This window comes from Micromonospora sp. AB353, from assembly GCF_049538395.1.
GTDB lineage: Bacteria > Actinomycetota > Actinomycetes > Mycobacteriales > Micromonosporaceae > Micromonospora > Micromonospora aurantiaca.
In genome coordinates, this window is sequence record NZ_JBMVFV010000059.1 from 1 (window position 1) to 19,090 (window position 19,090).

Annotated in this window: 18 protein-coding genes and 1 pseudogene; 13 read left to right on the top strand and 6 right to left on the bottom strand. The window is 71.9% G+C overall.

The annotated features are described in order from the left end of the window. From ACPCK6_RS21540 to tkt, 3 genes and pseudogenes are all read right to left on the bottom strand, one after another. Positions 1-724 (bottom strand): annotated as a pseudogene (locus ACPCK6_RS21540) (glucose-6-phosphate isomerase); the annotation flags it as partial. A gap of 99 nt (positions 725-823) precedes the next feature. After that, a complete protein-coding gene (gene tal / locus ACPCK6_RS21545) occupies positions 824-2,002 on the bottom strand; it encodes a transaldolase (protein ID WP_355512714.1) in 1,179 nt (392 codons plus the stop codon). 16 nt (positions 2,003-2,018) lie between these two features. Next, on the bottom strand, positions 2,019-4,157 hold the full coding sequence (tkt, locus tag ACPCK6_RS21550; protein ID WP_396882824.1) for a transketolase: 2,139 nt from the start codon (positions 4,155-4,157) through the stop codon (positions 2,019-2,021). 263 nt (positions 4,158-4,420) lie between these two features. On the opposite strand from tkt, the gene ACPCK6_RS21555 reads away from it, so the two are divergent. The 3 genes from ACPCK6_RS21555 to ACPCK6_RS21565 all read left to right on the top strand — a co-directional run bounded on the left by ACPCK6_RS21555 (position 4,421) and on the right by ACPCK6_RS21565 (position 6,860). Beyond that, a complete protein-coding gene (locus tag ACPCK6_RS21555; RefSeq protein WP_396882825.1) occupies positions 4,421-5,380 on the top strand; it encodes a heme o synthase in 960 nt (319 codons plus the stop codon). 219 nt (positions 5,381-5,599) lie between these two features. Continuing rightward, the gene (locus ACPCK6_RS21560; protein ID WP_013287454.1) at positions 5,600-5,932 is read left to right on the top strand and encodes a hypothetical protein; all 333 of its coding nucleotides are present in this window, start codon (positions 5,600-5,602) and stop codon (positions 5,930-5,932) included. A gap of 10 nt (positions 5,933-5,942) precedes the next feature. Next, positions 5,943-6,860 carry an ATP-grasp domain-containing protein gene (locus tag ACPCK6_RS21565; RefSeq protein ID WP_423482038.1) on the top strand — a complete coding sequence of 306 codons (918 nt, stop codon included), beginning with the start codon at positions 5,943-5,945 and terminating at the stop codon, positions 6,858-6,860. Positions 6,861-6,902: 42 nt separating this feature from the next. Here the strand turns inward: ACPCK6_RS21565 and ACPCK6_RS21570 are convergent, their stop codons facing one another. Further along, the gene (locus ACPCK6_RS21570) at positions 6,903-7,496 is read right to left on the bottom strand and encodes a TetR/AcrR family transcriptional regulator (protein WP_013287452.1); all 594 of its coding nucleotides are present in this window, start codon (positions 7,494-7,496) and stop codon (positions 6,903-6,905) included. Between the two features lie 62 nt (positions 7,497-7,558). Here ACPCK6_RS21570 and ACPCK6_RS21575 point away from each other — a divergent pair, with 62 nt between their 5' ends. Then, entirely contained in the window at positions 7,559-8,275 is a 717-nt protein-coding gene (locus tag ACPCK6_RS21575) for a CPBP family intramembrane glutamic endopeptidase (protein ID WP_396882827.1), read from the top strand. A 25-nt stretch (positions 8,276-8,300) separates the two neighbouring features. Here the strand turns inward: ACPCK6_RS21575 and ACPCK6_RS21580 are convergent, their stop codons facing one another. Both ACPCK6_RS21580 and ACPCK6_RS21585 read right to left on the bottom strand, forming a co-directional pair. After that, positions 8,301-9,968 (bottom strand): right-handed parallel beta-helix repeat-containing protein, encoded by a 1,668-nt coding sequence (locus tag ACPCK6_RS21580; protein ID WP_423482039.1) that lies wholly within the window; start codon positions 9,966-9,968, stop codon positions 8,301-8,303. A 73-nt stretch (positions 9,969-10,041) separates the two neighbouring features. Further along, positions 10,042-11,004: a COX15/CtaA family protein gene (locus tag ACPCK6_RS21585; RefSeq protein ID WP_423482040.1), complete on the bottom strand. Its 963-nt coding sequence runs from the start codon at positions 11,002-11,004 to the stop codon at positions 10,042-10,044. Positions 11,005-11,102: 98 nt separating this feature from the next. Here ACPCK6_RS21585 and ACPCK6_RS21590 point away from each other — a divergent pair, with 98 nt between their 5' ends. The 9 genes from ACPCK6_RS21590 to ACPCK6_RS21630 all read left to right on the top strand — a co-directional run bounded on the left by ACPCK6_RS21590 (position 11,103) and on the right by ACPCK6_RS21630 (position 18,982). Beyond that, positions 11,103-11,879, top strand: a complete 777-nt coding sequence (locus tag ACPCK6_RS21590) for a helix-turn-helix transcriptional regulator (RefSeq protein ID WP_396882830.1) — start codon at positions 11,103-11,105, stop codon at positions 11,877-11,879. Continuing rightward, on the top strand, positions 11,876-13,306 hold the full coding sequence (gene sufB, locus ACPCK6_RS21595) for a Fe-S cluster assembly protein SufB (protein ID WP_013287447.1): 1,431 nt from the start codon (positions 11,876-11,878) through the stop codon (positions 13,304-13,306). Before ACPCK6_RS21590 ends, sufB begins: the two co-directional genes overlap by 4 nt. 62 nt (positions 13,307-13,368) lie before the next feature. Continuing rightward, complete coding sequence (gene sufD / locus ACPCK6_RS21600; RefSeq protein ID WP_318334820.1) at positions 13,369-14,511, top strand: Fe-S cluster assembly protein SufD; 1,143 nt, start codon at positions 13,369-13,371, stop codon at positions 14,509-14,511. After that, positions 14,511-14,855: a non-heme iron oxygenase ferredoxin subunit gene (locus ACPCK6_RS21605; RefSeq protein WP_064445305.1), complete on the top strand. Its 345-nt coding sequence runs from the start codon at positions 14,511-14,513 to the stop codon at positions 14,853-14,855. The genes sufD and ACPCK6_RS21605 overlap by 1 nt, the downstream gene beginning before the upstream one ends. After that, positions 14,855-15,628 (top strand): Fe-S cluster assembly ATPase SufC, encoded by a 774-nt coding sequence (sufC, locus tag ACPCK6_RS21610; protein WP_013287444.1) that lies wholly within the window; start codon positions 14,855-14,857, stop codon positions 15,626-15,628. Before ACPCK6_RS21605 ends, sufC begins: the two co-directional genes overlap by 1 nt. Positions 15,629-15,636: 8 nt before the next feature. After that, positions 15,637-16,941: a cysteine desulfurase gene (locus ACPCK6_RS21615; protein WP_396882832.1), complete on the top strand. Its 1,305-nt coding sequence runs from the start codon at positions 15,637-15,639 to the stop codon at positions 16,939-16,941. A 42-nt stretch (positions 16,942-16,983) separates the two neighbouring features. After that, complete coding sequence (sufU, locus tag ACPCK6_RS21620; protein ID WP_396882833.1) at positions 16,984-17,457, top strand: Fe-S cluster assembly sulfur transfer protein SufU; 474 nt, start codon at positions 16,984-16,986, stop codon at positions 17,455-17,457. Continuing rightward, positions 17,454-17,888, top strand: coding sequence for a metal-sulfur cluster assembly factor (locus ACPCK6_RS21625; protein ID WP_396882834.1), 435 nt, complete (start codon positions 17,454-17,456; stop codon positions 17,886-17,888). Before sufU ends, ACPCK6_RS21625 begins: the two co-directional genes overlap by 4 nt. Before the next feature lie 422 nt (positions 17,889-18,310). Further along, positions 18,311-18,982, top strand: coding sequence for a LysE family transporter (locus tag ACPCK6_RS21630; protein WP_423482041.1), 672 nt, complete (start codon positions 18,311-18,313; stop codon positions 18,980-18,982). Positions 18,983-19,090 lie beyond the last annotated feature (108 nt).

Consider the following 19,090-nt stretch of genomic DNA (forward strand, 5'->3'; position numbering starts at 1 on the left):
GGCCTGGCGCCACTGACGGCGGACGTTGTTGGGTGAGCGCCTCCGCCTCGTCCAGCACCTCGGCCACCGGCGCGCCGGCCAGCGCCGCCGCGACCAGACCGGACGCGGTGAGCGCGGCCCACGGCCCGGCCACGCCGGACTCGGCCGGGATGACCATCGCGCCCAGCTCGTCGGCGCGCGCCGCGAGGTCGGAGCCGGGTTCGGTGACCACCACGACGTGCCGGGCGGCGTCGGGGCCCTCGTCCGCCCACGCCTGCCGGTAGACCCGCAGGTGGGCGTCGGTGGTCCGGTCGAGGCCGCGCCGGGCGGCGAGCACCAGGAGGGTACGCGCCGGGCGGTCGGCGAGCGCGGCCCGGACCGGTCCCGGGTCGGCGGTGTCGAGCACTGTCAGCGGCCGGCCCAGGCACTCGGCCAGCACCTCCGCGGCGAGCGTGTCGTCGGGGGCGCCGGCCAGCACCACGTGGTCCAGGTCGCCCAGCTCGGCGGCCAGCTCGGCGAGCTGGGGGAGCAGATCCCGGCTGCGCCGGTGGGCGTGCAGCCAGCCCAGCCCGTCGAGGGCCGCCGACTCGGCGGCGGGCCCCCAGAGGGCCGGGTCGGCGGCGGCGAGCCGGGCCGGGACGTCGTGGGAGACGAGCGAGGCGCGGGTGGACGCACCGAGGGCGTCGGCTCCGCGCACGGCCAGACCGGCGGCCATGTCCGCCCGCCCGGCCAGCAGGTCACTCACGGCGCCACCTCGGCTTCCACACAGCGCCCCCTCACCGCTTCCACGGTACGGCGCGACGCGTCCCGGGGCGCGGCCCCGGGACGCGTCGGACGCCGTCGGTCACGCGTTGCCGCCGGCCTGCTGCGCCGCCTGCGCGTTCTTCCCGGCGGCCCGGTGCGGGCTGCCCGAGCCCTTGGCCGCCTCGGCGAGGGACTTCTTGACCCCCTCCAGCAGCTCCACCCAGCTCGCCTCGAACTTCTCCACGCCCTCGCGCTCCAGCGTGGCGATCACGTCGGACAGGTCCACGCCCACCGCCAGCAGGTCGTCGAAGACCTGGCGGGCGTCGTCGTACGCGACGGTGACCGTGTCCGCCTTCGTCTCGCCGTGCTCGGCGTAGGCGTGGATGACCGGCTCCGGCATGGTGTTGACGGTGCCGGGCGCGATCAGCTCCTCGACGTAGATGACGTCCCGGTAGTCCGGGTTCTTCGTCGAGGTGGAGGCCCACAGCGGGCGCTGCGGGTGGGCGCCCGCGTCGGCGAGCTTCTGCCAGCGCGCCGAGGAGAACACCTCGCCGTAGCGCTCGTACGCCAGCCGGGCGTTGGCGACCGCGGCCTTGCCGCGCAGCGCCTTGGCCTGGTCCGACCCGATCTTCTCCAGCCGCTTGTCCACCTCGGTGTCGACCCGGGAGACGAAGAACGAGGCGACCGAGCCGATCTTCGACAGGTCGTGCCCGTTGGCCTTCGCCTGCTCCAGGCCGGCCAGGAAGGCGTCCATCACCTGCGAGTACCGGTCCAGGCCGAAGATCAGCGTGACGTTGACGCTGATCCCCTCGGCCAGGGTCGCGGTGATCGCGGGCAGACCCTCCTCGGTGGCCGGGATCTTGATGAACAGGTTCGGCCGGTCGACCAGCCACCACAACGCCTTGGCCTCGGCGACGGTCTTCGCCGCGTCGTGCGCCGAGCGCGGGTCCACCTCGATCGACACCCGGCCGTCCACGCCGCCGCTGACGTCGTACGACGGGCGCATCACGTCGCAGGCCCACCGCACGTCGTACGTGGTGAGCATGCGGACCGCCTCCTCGACGTCCACGCCGCGTACGGCGAGGTCACGAAGCTGCCAGTCGTACTCGTCGGCGTCGCTCAGCGCCTTGGCGAAGATCGTCGGGTTGGTGGTCACCCCGGCTACGTGGCTCTCCCGGCGCAGCTTGTCCAGCCCGCCGGAGGTCAGCCGTACCCGGGAGAGATCGTCGAGCCAGATCGCCACACCGGCGCCCTGGAGCTCCTTCAGCCTGTCCGTCATGCCGTCCACGCTCCCCTCAGTTGCCGGTCGTGAAACCGGTGATGTCGCCCACCCGGGTCAGCGCCGCGTGCGCGGCGGCCACGATCCGGTCGGGGGTGAACCCGAACTGCTCGAAGAGCACGGTGTGCGGCGCGCTGGCGCCGTAGTGCTCGATGCTCACGCACTCACCGCTGTCGCCGACGATCCCGCGCCACGACATCGCGATGCCCGCCTCCACGCTCACCCGTGCCTTTACCCCGCGCGGCAGCACCGACTCCCGGTACGCCTCGTCCTGGGCGAAGAACCACTCCTGGCAGGGCATGGAGACGACCCGGGTGGGGGTGCCGTCGGCCTCCAGCCGCTCCCGCGCGGTGAGGCAGAGCTGCACCTCCGAGCCGGTGCCGACGAGGATCACCTGCGGCTTGCCGTTCGACGCCTCGGCCAGCACGTACCCGCCCTTGGCGACGCCCTCGGCGCCGGCCAGGTCGGTGCGGTCGAACGTCGGCAGCGCCTGGCGGCTGAGCGCCAGCGCGGTCGGCCGGTCGGTGTGCTCCAGCGCCTGCCGCCACGCCCAGACCGTCTCGTTGGCGTCGGCCGGGCGGACCACGTCCAGGCCGGGGATGGCCCGCAGCGCGGTCAGGTGCTCGATCGGCTGGTGCGTCGGGCCGTCCTCGCCGAGGCCGATCGAGTCGTGCGTCCAGACGTACGTCACCGGCAGCTTCATCAGCGCGGCCAGCCGCACCGCCGGGCGCATGTAGTCGCTGAACACCAGGAACGTGCCGCCGTACGGGCGGGTGCCGCCGTGCAGGGCGATGCCGTTGAGGATCGCGCCCATGGCGTGCTCGCGGATGCCGAAGTGCAGCGTGCGGCCGTACTCGTCGCCCGGGAAGTCCTTGGTGGCGTGCGCGGCCGGGACGAACGACGGCTCGCCCTTCATCGTGGTGTTGTTGCTCTCGGCCAGGTCGGCCGAGCCGCCCCACAGCTCCGGCAGCACCGGCGCCAGCGCCTCGAGGATCTTGCCGGAGGCGGCCCGGGTGGCGACGCCCTTGGCGTCCGCCGGGAAGGTCGGCAGCGCGTCGGTCCAGCCGGTCGGCAGCGTACGGGTGGCCATCCGGTCCCACAGCGCCTTGCGCTCCGGGTTGGCCTGCGCCCAGGCGTCGAACCCGGTGGTCCACTCGGCCTGCTCCTGCGCGCCGCGCTCGAGCACCTGACGGGCGTGCTTGAGCACCTCCTCGTCGACCTCGAAGGTGCGCTGCGGGTCGAAGCCGAGGATCTCCTTGGTGGCCTTGACCTCGTCCGCGCCGAGCGCCGAGCCGTGGATCTTGCCGGTGTTCTTCTTGTTCGGCGCGGGCCAGCCGATGATGGTGCGCAGCGCGATGAACGACGGCCGGCCGGTCTCCGCCTTGGCGGCCAGCAGCGCCTGGTACAGCGCCTCCACGTCCTCGTGGTAGTCGCCCTGGTCGGCGTCGCCGCGGCGCCAGTCGACGGTCTGCACGTGCCAGCCGTACGCCTCGTAGCGGGCCGCCACGTCCTCGCTCTTGGCGATGCGGGTGTCGTCCTCGATCGAGATCTCGTTGTCGTCGTAGATCACGCAGAGGTTGCCGAGCTGCTGGTGACCGGCGAGCGCGCTGGCCTCGTGGGTGATGCCCTCCTCGATGTCACCGTCGGAGGCGATGCACCAGATGTCGTGCCGGAACGGCGAGTCGGCGCGGTCCGGCTCGGGGTCGAACAGGCCGCGCTCGCGGCGGGCGGCCATCGCCATGCCGACGGCGTTGCCGAGGCCCTGGCCGAGCGGACCGGTGGTGGTCTCCACTCCCGGGGTGTGGCCGTGCTCCGGGTGGCCCGGGGTGAGCGAGCCCCACTGGCGCAGCGCCTTGAGGTCGTCCAGCGCCAGCGGGTAGCCGGAGAGGAAGAGCTGGATGTAGAGCGTCAGGCTGGAGTGCCCCGCCGACAGCACGAACCGGTCGCGTCCGGCCCAGTTCGGGTCGGCGGGGTTGTGCCGCATGACCCGGTTGAAGAGCAGGTACGCCACCGGGGCGAGACTCATCGCCGTCCCCGGGTGGCCGTTGCCGGATTTCTCCACGGCGTCCATGGCCAGCACGCGGACCGTGTCGACGGCCCTGCGGTCGAGGTCGGACCAGTTGAGAGCGGGAAGCTCGGGTCGGTTGGCAGCCACGATGGTTGTGCTCCTCGGCAGATGGGCGGAACCCTCACTGATGACCCTATCGAGCGGTGCTAAACGTCCGCCCGGGGATCTCGGCATGCTGTTCTGTACGGATCGCGGACGTCCGGTCGTTCAACCCCAGGTGTGACGGCTCGCACCGTTGCCGGGTCCACGGGGCAGCGAAAACGACGCCGCGTAGTGTGTGGGGCGGTGTGTGGGCCCGCAGCGGTCCGGGCCGAACGACCTCCCCCGCCGATGCCGGAAGGTGGCAATCCGTGAGCATGATCACCGAGCGCCCCGTCAGCAACCCTGCCGGGCAGTCGCCGGTGGGCGCGGTGGCGGAGGCGCCGGCGAGCGGCCGGCGGGACGTACGCGCCGTGGTGGCGGCGTACGTGACGCTGACCAAGCCGCGGATCGTCGAGCTGCTGCTGGTCACCACCGTGCCGGCGATGATGCTGGCCCACGGCGGGATGCCGTCGCTGTGGCTGGTCGCCGTGGTGCTGGTCGGCGGGTCGCTGGCGGCCGGTGCGGCGAGCGTCATCAACTGCTACATCGACCGCGACATCGACCAGCTCATGCGGCGTACCAAGCGCCGCCCGCTGCCCGCGCACACCGTGTCGCCGCGCAGCGCGCTGGTCTTCGGCCTGGTGCTGGCGGCCGTCTCGGTGGCGCTGATGGCGGTGGCGACGAACTGGCTGGCGACGGTGCTGACGCTGGCCGCGATCGCCTACTACGACCTCGTCTACACGCTGTGGCTGAAGCGGACCACCGCCGCCAACACGTTCTGGGGCGGCATCTGCGGCGCCGCGCCGGTGCTGATCGGCTGGGCCGCCGTCACCGGTTCGCTGGCGCCGGCCGCGTGGGGCCTGTTCGCTGTCGTCTTCTTCTGGCAGATGCCGCACTTCTACGCGCTGGCCATCAAGTACAAGGCCGACTACGCCCGCGCCGGGGTGCCGATGCTGCCGGTGGTGGCCTCGGTCCGGCGGGTGAACGCGGAGATCATCGGCTTCTCCTGGCTGACGGTGCTCTCCTCGCTGGCGGTGTGGCCGCTCGGGATGAGCCCGATCTACGGCGTCACCGCGCTCGTGGTCGGCGGGATCTTCCTCGTCGAGGCGCACAAGCTGTGCCGGCGCGCGACGCGCGGCGAGGCGGTCAAGCCGATGCGGCTGTTCCACTGGTCGACCACGTACCTCACGATCCTCTTCGCGGCCGTCGCGCTCGACGCGCTGCTCTGACCCGCCCGTCCGGCGGTTCATCAGAAATTTTTTTCGGGCTTTCCCGGACGTGTTCAACCCGGACAGATTGTGACTATCCCGCCCGTCCGCTTCGCCCGGAAATAAGCGACATGTACGGGCGAATTACCTGTGGTTCTTCTTAAACCGATGGGTAATTGGCATCACATTCAGTTCATGGTTCTCGCACATCCGGGTGGAACTCTGCTTAGGCTTCGCGTCATGGCAGATGGTTCCGATACGACGCTGACGGCTGACAAGACCGCCGAGCAGGCCCCCAACGGCCTGGTCGCGGGCATCAAGTCGTTCGCCGCCGGGCACGGCGGCGCGAAGGCGGTCATCGAGTACGTCGGCAAGCGCGGCGCACGGATCGTCCTCGTGGGTTCCGACGGGGTATGGGCGGACCAGTTCGCCGACGGCACGGACGTCGCGCGGCAGGCCTGCGCCAAGGCCGGGGTCGACGTCGAGAACGCCTGGGAGCGTGAACTGATGGACCAGATGCGTCCGAGCAACGACCTGTGGCGGTCGATGGCCCGGCGCACGATGGCCCGTTGACATATAGCGAATGACCAACCACCACCAGTCGACCCGGGGGAGACCCCGGGTCGCTTTCGTCACCTGCGCCGAGCTGCCCGGCCTCGACCCGGACGACCGGCTCGCGCTCGGCCCGCTCGCCGCCTGCGGCGTCACCGCCGAGATCGCCGTCTGGGACGACCCGGCGGTCGACTGGTCCGGGTACGACCTGGTCGTGCTCCGCTCCCCGTGGGACTACGCGCTGCGGCGGGACGAGTTCGTGGCCTGGGCGCGTACCGTGCCGGCCCTGGTGAACCCGGCCGACGTGGTCGCCTGGAACACCGACAAGCGCTACCTGTCCGAGCTGTCCGCCGCCGGGGTGCCCACCGTGCCGACCGAGTGGGTCGAGCCCGGGCGGGAGTGGACGCCGCCGGACGGGGGCGAGTACGTGATCAAGCCGGCGGTCAGCGCCGGTAGCCAGGACACCGGCCGCTACGACCTGACCGACCCGGAGCACCGCGAGCTGGCGGTGGCCCACGTACGCCGGCTCTCCGGCGCTGGGCGGGTCACGATGGTCCAGCCGTACCTCGGCGCGGTGGACACCGCCGGGGAGACCGCGCTGCTGTTCCTGGCCGGGCCCGGCGGCCTGGCGTTCAGTCACGCGATCCGCAAGGGTCCGATGCTGACCGGGCCGGACCTGGGCGAGGCCGCGCTCTACAAGGAGGAGCGGATCGACGCCCGTGTCGCCACCGCGGAGCAGCGCGCGGTGGCCGAGAAGGTGCTCGCGGCGGTGCCCGGCGGCCCGGACCGCCTGCTCTACGCCCGCGTCGACCTGATCCCCGGCCCGGACGGCGAGCCCGTGCTGGTCGAGCTGGAGCTGACCGAGCCGAGTCTGTTCGTCGGGTACGCCGACGGCGCCCCGGACCGGCTCGCCGACGCGGTGCTCACCCACCTGGCCCGCCGCCGCTGACCTCCGGGGCCCGGCCGAGCCGGGTCGCGGATGCCGGCCGGTTCAGGCGACGGCCGCCGTGAGCCGGGCCAGGTGGGCGTCGATCTCCGCGCGTGCGTCCGCGGGATCCAGGCCGGTGGTCAGGATCCGTACCGTGACGCCGTCCAGCAGCGTCGCCAGCGCGGCGGCCTCGGCCCGTGCGTCCACGTGCCCGGCGATGCCACCCGCGGCCCGGCCGAGCGTGAGCAGCCGCTCGACGTTGGCCCGCATCTGCGCCTCGCTCTCCGCCAGGATCGCCGCGACCTGCTCGTCGACGAGCGCCTCGGCGGTGAGGACCAGCCAGACGCGGGCCTCGAAGGCGCGTTCGGCGTCCAGCGGGACGAGCTGGCGCACCGCCTGCCGGATCACCTCCGGCGTGACCGGGTCGGCGGGGATCGTCCGGGCCCGCGCCACCACGCGTCCGGCCAGGTGGTCCATTGCCGCCCGGACCATCAGTTCCCGAGCCGGCAGGTAGTGCTGCGCGGTCGCCAGCGGCATGCCGGCCTCGGCGGCGACGGCCCGCACCGTCATCCCGGCCGACCCCGCCCGCGCCAGTACGACGCAGGCCGCCGCGCCGAGATGACGCCGCCGCTCCTCGTGGTCCACAACCTTGGGCACGAGGTGATCATAGATGGTCGGTCATTTGACCGATATAGGTCGGCCGCCTAACGTTGCCCGGCATGACCGCACCCCTCACCGACACCGCACGCGACACCCGCCGGTTCAGCTACCTCGACATGGCGCTCGTGCTCGCCGTCGGCGTCGGCCTGGCCAACTCGGCGGTCGCGGACCTGCTGGCCCGGGGACCGGAGCGGCTGGGCATGCCGGAGACGGCGGCGTACACCATCGCCTGGGCCCTGATCAACGGCACCCAGCTCGCTGTCGGCCTCGCGGTGGTGCGCCACCGCTTCGGCGAGATCGCCCGGCCGCTGCGGCTCGTCCGCCCGGCGGGCCGCCAGGTGGGCGCCGCGGTGGGCTGGGGCCTGGCCAAGGCCGCGCTCACCCTCGTGCTCGTGGTGGCGCTGCCCGCGGCGCTCGTCGAGGGCGGCGGTGGTGAGGGCGGCTACCCCGCCGGAAGCCTGCTCGCGCAGTTCGCCTTCGCGTTCGCCTTCGGCGCCGTCGTCTCCCCGCTCTACGAGGAGATCCTCTACCGGGGTGTCTTCTACCAGGGGCTGGCCGCGCGGCTGCCCGCCGTGGCCGCCGTGGTGCTGTCGGCGGCCTTCTTCGCCGTCGTACATTTGCCCCGGGTCTTCAACACCGTCAGCGCGCTCTTCGCCGGGCTGCTGTTCGCCTGGCTGCTGCACCGCCACCGCAACCTCTGGGTGCCGATCCTCGCCCATGCCGTCAGCAACGGGACGCTCGTCGCGCTGGCGTTCGCCGCCGAGGCGTCCGCCTGACCGCCCGGAGGCGGCGACAGCGCGCTCAGTCGCGGTCGCTGTGGTTACGTGCCCAGCGACCACCGATCGGCGGCGTGTCCAGCCGCAGCGCGGCCTCGGTGCCGGCCAGGTCGTTGTCCTCGAACGCGCAGGAGACGCAGCTGCCCGCCTCGGTGACCCAGATGCCGTACGCCTGGGTGTCGGCGTCCCGGTGCCAGATCCGGTTGCCGCGCACGGTGGCCGAGTCGAACGGCGCCGCGATCGTGATGCCGCCGCACGCCGGCGGAGCGTCAGGCAGCTCGTACGCCGTGCCGGGCCCCGGTGTGTCCGCGCTCCAGCCGGTGGAGCCGTCCGGGCGTACCTCGGCCAGGGAGAGCCCGGTGGCGCTGTTGTCGGACACCACCGCGTCCCGCGAGCCGACCCGGACCACCTTGCCCCGGTGCCCGCCGGCCGGCCAGTCGGCGTTGCCGTCGGCGACCTCGCGCGGGCCGTACCGCACCGCCTCGCCGGAGCCGGAGCAGGCCGGGGCGGAGCGGCGGCCGTTGTCCCGGATCCGGTTCCCGACGATCGACGTGTCGAGCATCGGCCGGTCGATCCGGATGCCGTCCAGCGCGTTCTCCCGGATGTCGTTGTCCTGGATCACCACGTCGGCCGCCGCGCCCCGGTAGCCGTGGCCCAGGTCGTGCTGGTGGTAGCCGAAGCCGCCGTTGCGGCTGATCCGGTTGGCCTGCACCGCGTACGGGCCGGGGGTGTTGCCCATGCTGATGCCGTCGCCGACGTTGTAGTCGATCACGCAACCGGTGACCAGGCCGCCGCGCCCGGCGACCCCGGCGGTGCCGTTGCCCGACACGTCGAAGCCGGCCTCCAGGTTGTTGGTCATGGTGCAGGCGGAGACGATCAGCCCGTCCGCTCCCCAGTCGGAGATGCCGAACCGGTTGGCCTGGCTGTGGCAGCCGACGATCCGGATGCCGCGCGGCGGGGTCCAGTAGTCCTTCTGCAGCTCCAGGAAGATGCCGTTGGTGCCGTTGCCGATGGTGGTGCAGTTGGCGACGGTGAGGCGCTCCACGTCGCCCCAGCCGCCGATGCCGACGCCGATCCCCGCGCCGCCCATCTGGTCGCCGTTGTCCAGCCGGCCGCATCCCACCACGACCACGCCGTCGATCAGGCTGTCCTGGAGGAAGTCACAGCCCAGGCCGGTCGCCCCGGTGTGGTGGATGTAGAGGTTGCGGAACACCCCGCGCACCACGTACTGCAGGCCCAGCCCCTTGGCCAGGTAGTCGTAGGACGTCTGGGCCACGCCGGAGCCGTCGATCTCGAAGTCGGCGAACGAGCAGTCGGCGATGTGCCGCTCCCGGTCCGCGCCGTGCTGCACGGTGGTCCAGAAGGCGAGCGGGACCGGTGCGCTGCGGTTGCCCTCGTTGCTGAGCAGGAAGCGGGTCGCCGCCGGTCCCGCGCCGATCAGCGAGACGCCGCTGCGCCAGACGGTCCCGGCGTCGCGGATCGAGTAGAGGCCGGGCGGGCAGTAGATCACCCGGGCCCGGCCGTCGGCGTCGTACCCGGCGCCGAGGCGGTCCACCAGCGCCGCCAGGGCGGGCTGGTCGTTGGTGACCCCGTCGCCGGTGAGGCCGTACTCGCGGGCGTCGCACCACAGCGGCGCGCCGGCGACCGGGGTCAGCCGTTGCGGGGTGGTGGTGGAGAGGCTCTTGCGCGACACGGGGAGCTCCCCTCGGGCGACTGTCGGTGGCCCGTGCCGCTTTCCCGCTCCCGCCGCGCGGTAACGCCCGCGCTCAGGCGACGGCGCCCACCCGTTGCGCGGCCGGCGCGGCCGGGGCCTCCGGGGCGGCCGGCAGCCGCTCCCGGGTGGCCCAGAGCACGCCGAGGGTGGCCAGCAGCACCAGGCAGGAGCCGAGCATGTGCGCGCCGACCAGCACGGCGGGCAGGTGGGTGAAGTACTGGACGAAGCCGATCACGCCCTGGCCCAGCTCGACCGCGATCAGCACCGCGGCGGCCCGGGCCGCCCGCGCCGCGCCGACCGCCCGGAACGCGAAGTACAGCGCCACCGACAGGCCGATCAGCAGGAAGACGCCGTCGGCGTGCACCTGGGAGATCGCCGCCGGGTCCAGGCCGTTGCGGGCCGCGCCGTGGTCGCCGGCGTGCGGTCCGCTGCCGGTCACCCACGTGCCGACCACCAGCACCGACGCGCTCACCGCCGTGGTGATCCAGGCGAGCGTACGCAGCGGCGCCGGCACGGTCGGGGACACCGGCCCGTCCGGGTCCTTGATGCGCCGCCAGAGCGCGTACGCGACCGCGATCACCGCCATCGAGGCGAGGAAGTGCAGCCCGACCACCCACGGGTTGAGGTTGGTGAGCACGGTGATGCCACCGATGATCGCCTGGGCCGGGATGCCGAACAGCACGCCGACGGCAAGCGGCAGCGTCCCGCGGCGGCGGGGGCGGTGCGCCAGCACGGCCAGCACCACGGCGAGCGCGATGATCCCGACCGCGAAGGTGAGCAGCCGGTTGCCGAACTCGATCACCCCGTACACGCCCATCTCGGGTGTGGTGGTGTAGGAGTCCTCGGTGCACCGGGGCCAGGTGGGGCAGCCGAGGCCGGAGGCGGTGAGCCGGACGGCCCCGCCGGTGACCACGATCGCGACGTTCGCGATGATCGAGGCGAGCGCGAGGCGGCGCAGCAGCGTGGCGGAGACCGGAAACCGGACGGATCGCTTCACGGAGCGAATCCTACGCACCGTAGTTGATCCCGATCGGGTGACTCCGGCACCCCGGTGGTCGGAATCACCGGACCCCGGGTTTGCGGGCCCTCCGCGAATTACGTAACGTTGCCGTTGTGAAAAACGCGGCGGCGCTCTCCCGAACGCCGGTGACCGGTCCGGTCGCCGGTGGTTCGCGCGCACGTCGCGGCGTACGGCCCGGCGAGCGGGAGACCGCTCCGGCCGACCTGTCGACCCGCGACCGGGTCACCCAGCTGCTGCTGGAGCGTGGTCCCACCACCGCCGCGCAGCTCGGTTCGGCGCTCGGCCTGAGCCCGGCCGCGATCCGCCGCCACCTCGACGCGATGCTCGCCGACGGTGACGTGATCGCCCGCGACCAGACCGTCCGCGGCAGCCGCGGACGTGGCCGCCCGGCCAAGGTCTTCGCGCTCACCGAGGCGGGCCGCGGCCGCTGCGGCACCCACCACTACGACAACATGGCCACCGCCGCGCTGCGGTGGATCGCCCGCACCGGCGGCACCGAGGCGGTCGCGGCGTTCGCGGCCGAGCAGGTCTCCGCGCTGGAGGCCCGCTGCCGGGCGGCCATGGAGGACGCCGGAGACGCCCCGCTCGCGCGGGCGGAGGCGCTCGCCGGCGCGCTGACCGCCGAGGGTTACGCTGCCAACGCGTCCACGATCGCCTCCGGCGGCCAGCTCTGCCAGCACCACTGCCCGGTGGCGCACGTGGCCGCCGAGTTCCCTCAGCTGTGCGAGGCCGAGACCGAAGTGATCTCCCGTCTGGTCGGCACTCACGTACAGCGCCTGGCCACCATCGCGCACGGCGACGGCGTGTGCACCACGCACATTCCCGCCCAGTCCGGTTCCACCGTCACCACTGTGAGGACAGATAGATGACCGAGCAGATCGTCCAGCCCCTGACCCAGGAGGAGCAGCTCGCGGCCCTCGGCCGTTACGAGTACGGCTGGGCCGACCCCGACGTCGCCGGGGCGTCCGCCCAGCGCGGCCTCAGCGAGGCGGTGGTGCGGGACATCTCGGCCAAGAAGAACGAGCCGGCCTGGATGCTCGACCTGCGGCTCAAGGGCCTGCGGCTGTTCGGCCGCAAGCCGATGCCGAACTGGGGCGCCGACCTCACCGGGATCGACTTCGACAACATCAAGTACTTCGTGCGGTCCACCGAGAAGCAGGCCACCTCCTGGGAGGACCTGCCCGAGGACATCAAGAACACCTACGACAAGCTCGGCATCCCGGAGGCGGAGAAGCAGCGCCTGGTCGCCGGTGTCGCGGCGCAGTACGAGTCCGAGGTGGTCTACCACCAGATCCGTGAGGACCTGGAGGAGCAGGGTGTCGTCTTCCTGGACACCGACACCGCGCTCAAGGAGCACGAGGACCTGTTCAAGGAGTACTTCGGCACGGTGATCCCGGTCGGCGACAACAAGTTCGCCGCGCTGAACACCTCCGTCTGGTCCGGTGGCTCGTTCATCTACGTGCCGAAGGGCGTGCACGTGGACATCCCGCTGCAGGCCTACTTCCGGATCAACACGGAGAACATGGGCCAGTTCGAGCGGACGCTGATCATCGTCGACGAGGGCGCGTACGTGCACTACGTCGAGGGCTGCACCGCGCCCATCTACTCCTCCGACTCGCTGCACAGCGCCGTCGTGGAGATCATCGTCAAGAAGAACGCCCGGTGCCGGTACACGACCATCCAGAACTGGTCGAACAACGTCTACAACCTGGTCACCAAGCGCGCCGTGTGCCACGAGGGCGCGACCATGGAGTGGGTCGACGGCAACATCGGCTCCAAGGTCACCATGAAGTACCCGGCGGTCTACATGACCGGCGAGCACGCCAAGGGCGAGGTGCTCTCGGTGGCCATGGCCGGCGAGGGCCAGCACCAGGACGCCGGCGCCAAGATGGTGCACGCCGCGCCGCACACCTCCTCGACCATCGTGTCGAAGTCGATCGCCCGGGGCGGCGGCCGCACCTCGTACCGCGGTCTGGTGCAGGTGCTGGAGGGCTCGACCAGCAGCAAGAGCACGGTCAAGTGCGACGCGCTCCTGGTGGACACGATCTCCCGCTCCGACACCTACCCGTACGTCGACATCCGCGAGGACGACGTGTCGATGGGGCACGAGGCGACCGTCTCCAAGGTCAGCGAGGACCAGCTCTTCTACCTGATGAGCCGGGGCCTGAGCGAGGACGAGGCGATGGCGATGATCGTGCGCGGCTTCATCGAGCCGATCGCCAAGGAGCTCCCGATGGAGTACGCGCTGGAGCTCAACCGCCTGATCGAGCTGCAGATGGAGGGCGCGGTCGGCTGACGCCGGCCGCCCCGCCCTCCGCCTCACTGACACCGTCGTCGTAGAAACAGACCAAGGAAGAGATGACTACCCAGGCTTCCGCGCCGCCCACGACCAAGTCGCAGGCGCTCCGCTCGTACGACGTCGCCGACTTCCCGGCCCTGACCGGCCTGGAGGAGGAGTGGCGCTTCACCCCGCTCAAGCGCCTGCGCGGCCTGACCGGGTCGGCGCAGGGCGCTACCGGCACGGTCCGGCACGAGTACGGTGACCTGCCCGAGGGCGTCACCGTCGACCGGATCGGCCGGGACGACCCCCGGGTGGGCAGCGTGCTCACCCCGTTCGACCGGGTCAGCGCGCTCGCGTACGGCGGGGCCGACGGCGCGCTGCTGGTGCGCGTCGACCGCGACGCGGTGGTGGAACAGCCGGTGCGCCTGCGGGTGGTCGGCGAGAACGCCGAGGCGCTCGCCTTCGGGCACACGTTCGTCGAGGTGGACCGGTTCGCCGAGGCCACAGTGGTGATCGAGCACGTCGGCTCGGCGACGCTGGCCGACAACGTCGAGGTGACCGTGGGTGACGGGGCGAAGCTGACCCTGGTCACCGTCGCCGACTGGGCCGACGACGCGGTGCAGGCGCAGCACCTCAAGGTGCGGCTGGGCCGCGACGCCCGGATCCTGCACGTGCAGGTCAGCCTCGGCGGCGACCTGGTCCGGCAGTACACGTCGGTGGAGTACACCCAGCGCGGCGGCGAGGCCGAGCTGTACGGCGTCTACTTCGCCGACTCCGGCCAGCACCTGGAGCACCGGCAGCTGGTCGACCACACGGTGCCGGACTGCCGCAGCAACGTCGGCTACCGGGGCGCGCTGCAGGGCGACGACGCGCACACGGTCTGGGTCGGCGACGTGCTGATCCGCGCCGAGGCGACCGGTACCGACACGTACGAGATCAACCGGAACCTGCTGCTCACCGACGGCGCGCGGGCCGACTCCGTACCCAACCTGGAGATCGAGACCGGCGAGATCGCCGGCGCCGGGCACGCCAGCGCGACCGGCCGGTTCGACGACGAGCAGCTGTTCTACCTGATGGCCCGGGGCATCCCGGAGGCCGAGGCGCGGCGCCTGGTGGTGCGCGGCTTCTTCGCCGAGCTGATCAACAAGATCCCGGTCGAGGACCTGCGCGAGCGCCTGGGCGACGCCATCGAGGCACGGCTGGCGAAGGCCGGCGCCTGATGCTCAAGATCTGCTCCACCGAGGACGTGCCGAAGGGCACCGCGATCAGCGCCGACGTGGACGGCGTGCAGGTCGCGATCGTGCACGGCGAGGACGACGTGTTCTACGCGGTGCACGACGAGTGCTCGCACGCCGCCGTGGCGCTGTCCGAGGGCGAGGTCGAGGGCTGCACGCTGGAATGCTGGCTGCACGGATCCCGTTTCGACCTGCGTACCGGTGAGCCCACCGGGCTGCCCGCGACCGAACCCGTACCCGTCTATTCCGTCGAAGTCCGCGACGGCGACATCTACCTTTCCGTGGACGGCGACGGCCGTCCGCTGCCGAGCAATGGAGTGACCCGCTGATGAGCACCCTGGAGATCCGCGACCTGAAGGTGTCGGTCAAGCTGCCCGAGGGTGAGCTCAAGCCGATCCTGCACGGTGTCGACCTGACCGTGCGCTCCGGCGAGACGCACGCCATCATGGGCCCGAACGGCTCCGGCAAGTCCACGCTGGCGTACTCGATCGCCGGTCACCCGAAGTACGAGATCACCGGCGGCGAGGTGACCCTCGACGGCGAGGACGTGCTGTCCATGTCCGTCGACGAGCGGGCCCGCGCCGGCCTCTTCCTGGCCATGCAGTACCCGGTCGAGGTTCCCGGCGTGTCGGTGGCCAACTTCCTGCGTACCGCCAAGACCGCCATCGACGGCGAGGCGCCGAAGCTGCGCACCTGGGCCGGCGAGCTGCGCGGCGCCATGGAGAAGCTCCAGATGGACCCGGCGTTCGCCCAGCGCAACGTCAACGAGGGCTTCTCCGGCGGCGAGAAGAAGCGGCACGAGATCGTGCAGCTGGAGCTGCTCAAGCCGAAGATGGCGATCCTCGACGAGACCGACTCCGGTCTGGACGTGGACGCGCTGCGCGTGGTCAGCGAGGGCGTGAACCGGGTGCGCGACACCGGTGACACCGGCCTGCTGCTGATCACCCACTACACGCGCATCCTGCGCTACATCAAGCCGGACTTCGTGCACGTCTTCGTGGCCGGCCGGATCGTCGAGCAGGGCGGCCGGGAGCTGGCCGACAAGCTCGAGGAAGAGGGCTACGAGCGGTACGTCGCCGGGGCCGGCGCGGCGCGGGCCTGAGACTCGACATGACCTCGATGGCCATCCCGGCGGGCATGCCGCAGTACGACGACGTGCCCCGCTTCGACGTGGCGAAGGTGCGGGCCGACTTCCCGATCCTCGACCGGGAGGTCAACGGTCACCCGCTGGTCTACCTCGACAGCGCCAACACCTCGCACAAGCCGCGGCAGGTGCTCGACGTGCTCGCCGAGCACTACGCGCTGCACAACGCCAACGTGTCGCGCTCGGTGCACACGCTGGGCACCGAGGCGACCGAGGCGTACGAGGGCGCGCGGGCGAAGATCGCCTCGTTCATCAACGCGCCGAGCGTGGACGAGGTGGTGTTCACCAAGAACTCCACCGAGGCGATCAACCTCGTGGCGTACGCCTTCTCCAACGCCTCGCTGCGCGCGGACGGCGACCCCCGGTTCCGGCTGGGCCCCGGCGACGAGATCGTGATCTCCGAGATGGAGCACCACTCGAACATCGTCCCGTGGCAGTTGCTGGCGGAGCGTACCGGCGCGACGCTGCGCTGGTTCCCGGTCACCGACCAGGGCCGGCTCGACGAGTCCGGCCTGGACGACCTGGTCACCGAGCGGACGAAGATCGTCTCGCTGGTGCACATGTCGAACATCCTCGGCACCGTCAACGCCACCGCGCGGATCACCGCGCGGGTCCGCGAGGTCGGCGCGCTGCTGCTGCTCGACTGCTCGCAGTCGGTGCCGCACCTGCCGATGGACGTCGTCGACTACGACGCCGACTTCATCGTCTTCACCGGGCACAAGATGTGCGGCCCGACCGGCATCGGCGTGCTCTGGGGCCGGGGCGAGCTGCTCGCCGCGATGCCCCCGGTGATGGGTGGCGGCTCGATGATCGAGACGGTGACGATGGCGGGCTCGACGTTCGCCGCGCCGCCGGCCCGGTTCGAGGCGGGCACCCCGCCGATCGCCGAGGCGGTGGCGCTCGGCGCCGCGGTGGACTACCTCACCGCGATCGGCATGCCGGCGATCCAGTGGCACGAGAAGGAGCTGACGGCGTACGCGCTCGACGCCCTCGCCACCGTGCCGGACCTGCGGATCTTCGGCCCGACGGTGCCGGTGGGCCGGGGCGGGACGATCTCGTTCGCGCTCGGTGACGTGCACCCGCACGACGTCGGGCAGGTGCTCGACTCGCTCGGCGTGCAGGTGCGGGTGGGCCACCACTGCGCCAAGCCGGTGTGCACCCGCTTCGGGGTGCCGGCCATGACGCGGGCGTCGTTCTACCTCTACACCACCACTGCGGAGATCGACGCCCTGGTGGCGGGTCTGGAGCGGGTGCGGAAGGTGTTTGCGTGAGCGGCGACGCAGGAGTCCGCGAGTCGACAGGAGTTCAGCCTGATGCAACTTGATTCTCTTTATCAGGAGATCATCCTGGACCACTACAAGCACCCGCACGGCCGTGGCCTGCGGGACGCGGCGGATCCGGCCGTCCGGGTCGGCGAGGCGCACCACGTCAACCCGACCTGCGGCGACGAGATCACCGTGCGGGTGGCGACCGACGGCAGCGTGTTCACCGACATCTCGTACGACGGGATGGGCTGCTCGATCAGTCAGGCGTCGGCGAGCATCCTGCACGAGCTGCTGCGCGGCAAGGCCGCGAGCGACGCCGCCGTGGTGCACGAGGCGTTCGTGGAGTTGATGTCCGGGCGGGGCCAGGTCACGCCGGACGAGGACGTGCTCGGAGACGGGGTGGCGTTCGCGGGTGTCGCGCGCTACCCGGCCCGGGTGAAGTGCGCGCTGTTGTCGTGGATGGCGTTCAAGGACGCCGCGGCACGCGCCGGGGTGGGCGTGAGCCCGGAGGTGAAGGCATGAGCGACGAGAACATGACCCCCGAGGCTGGCGCGGTGGCGACGGACGGCGCGGCCGTCAACGGGGCTGTTGCTGACGGCGCGACCGCGGGCGCGGCGGCGCCGGCCGGCAAGGCCGCTATCGGCGACATCGAAGAGGCAATGAAGGACGTCGTCGACCCCGAGCTGGGCATCAACGTGGTCGACCTGGGCCTGGTGTACGGCGTCCACGTCGACGACGAGAACGTCGCCACCCTGGACATGACGCTGACCTCGGCGGCCTGCCCGCTGACCGACGTGATCGAGGACCAGGCCCGGCAGGCGCTGACCACCGGTCCCGGCGGTGGCCTGGTCAACGACATCCGGATCAACTGGGTCTGGCTGCCGCCGTGGGGCCCCGACAAGATCACCGACGAGGGGCGCGACCAGCTCCGCTCGCTCGGCTTCAACGTCTGACCGTTCTCCCGGTCACCGCCAAGGGCGCGGCACTCCTGTGAGGGTGCCGCGCCCTTGGCGTCTGCCGCCCTCGCCGGCGATGCGGCCCTCATGAGGGCCTGTTTCCCTAGCCCGTCTCCCTCATGCCGGGATCAGCCTCCCTCATCATGGGAAATCGTCCGCCTTGTCGCCATGATCGACACCAGTACGACGATGTGGTGTGGTCGGAGCGGCTCTGATGCCGCCACATCGGCGTACTGGTGTCGATCAAGGTGGCTGACCGCCCAGCCCGGGCGCGGGAAAGGGGTCGCGGGGTGGGGGAGTGGGGTGCAGGATGAGCGGGTGATCGAGGCGTACCCGAAGCAGGTTTCTGTCCGTGCGGCCACTGCCGCGCGTCGACAGCGCACCCTGCCCTCGGCGGCCTCGGCGCACCCCCCGTCGTCGTGACCGGGGCGTTCCTGGCCGGCCTGGTCGCCGGCTACGGCGTCGCCATTCCGGTCGGCGCGATCGCGATCCTCATCCTCGGGCTCAGCGCGCGTACCTCGTTCCGGGTCGGTGCGGCGGCGGCGCTCGGCGTGGCCACCGCCGACGGGCTCTACGCTGCCGTGGCGGCGCTCGGCGGCGCCGCGGTGGCGAGCGGGCTCGCGCCGTTCGCGGGTCCGCTGCGGATGATCGCCGCGGGGGTGCTGCTGGCCCTCGCCGGCCTCACCGCCCGGCGCGCGCTGCGCCCACCGGCCGCGACGCACCCGCCGAGCCCGTCGGCGACCACGCACCCGCCGGCCACGACGCGGGAGCCGAGCGCGCGGGGCGGCATGGACACGCCGGTGCGGGCGTTCGCGGCGGTTCTCGCGTTGACCCTGCTCAACCCGGCCACTGTGGTCTACTTCGTGGCGCTCGTCCTCGGCCGGGGTGACGTGCTCGACTCCGGCCCGCCGGCCGCTGCCGCGTTCACCCTCGGCGTGTTCCTCGCCTCGGCGAGCTGGCAGGTGCTGATCGCCGGAGGCGGTTCGCTGATCGGCCGGGCCCTCACCGGTCCCCGTGGGCGGCGGGTCACCGCGCTGGTGTCCAGCGTCATCATCGCCGCTCTCGCTGTCGCCACCGTGCTCGGTGTCTGACCGGGTCGCGCCGGGCTCGCGTGTGGTCCTAGGGTCACGGAACAATCCGTGGACCGTTCACGTACGTCCGGTCATCCCCGCCGGTCGTACGTCGGTCCACACCCGACC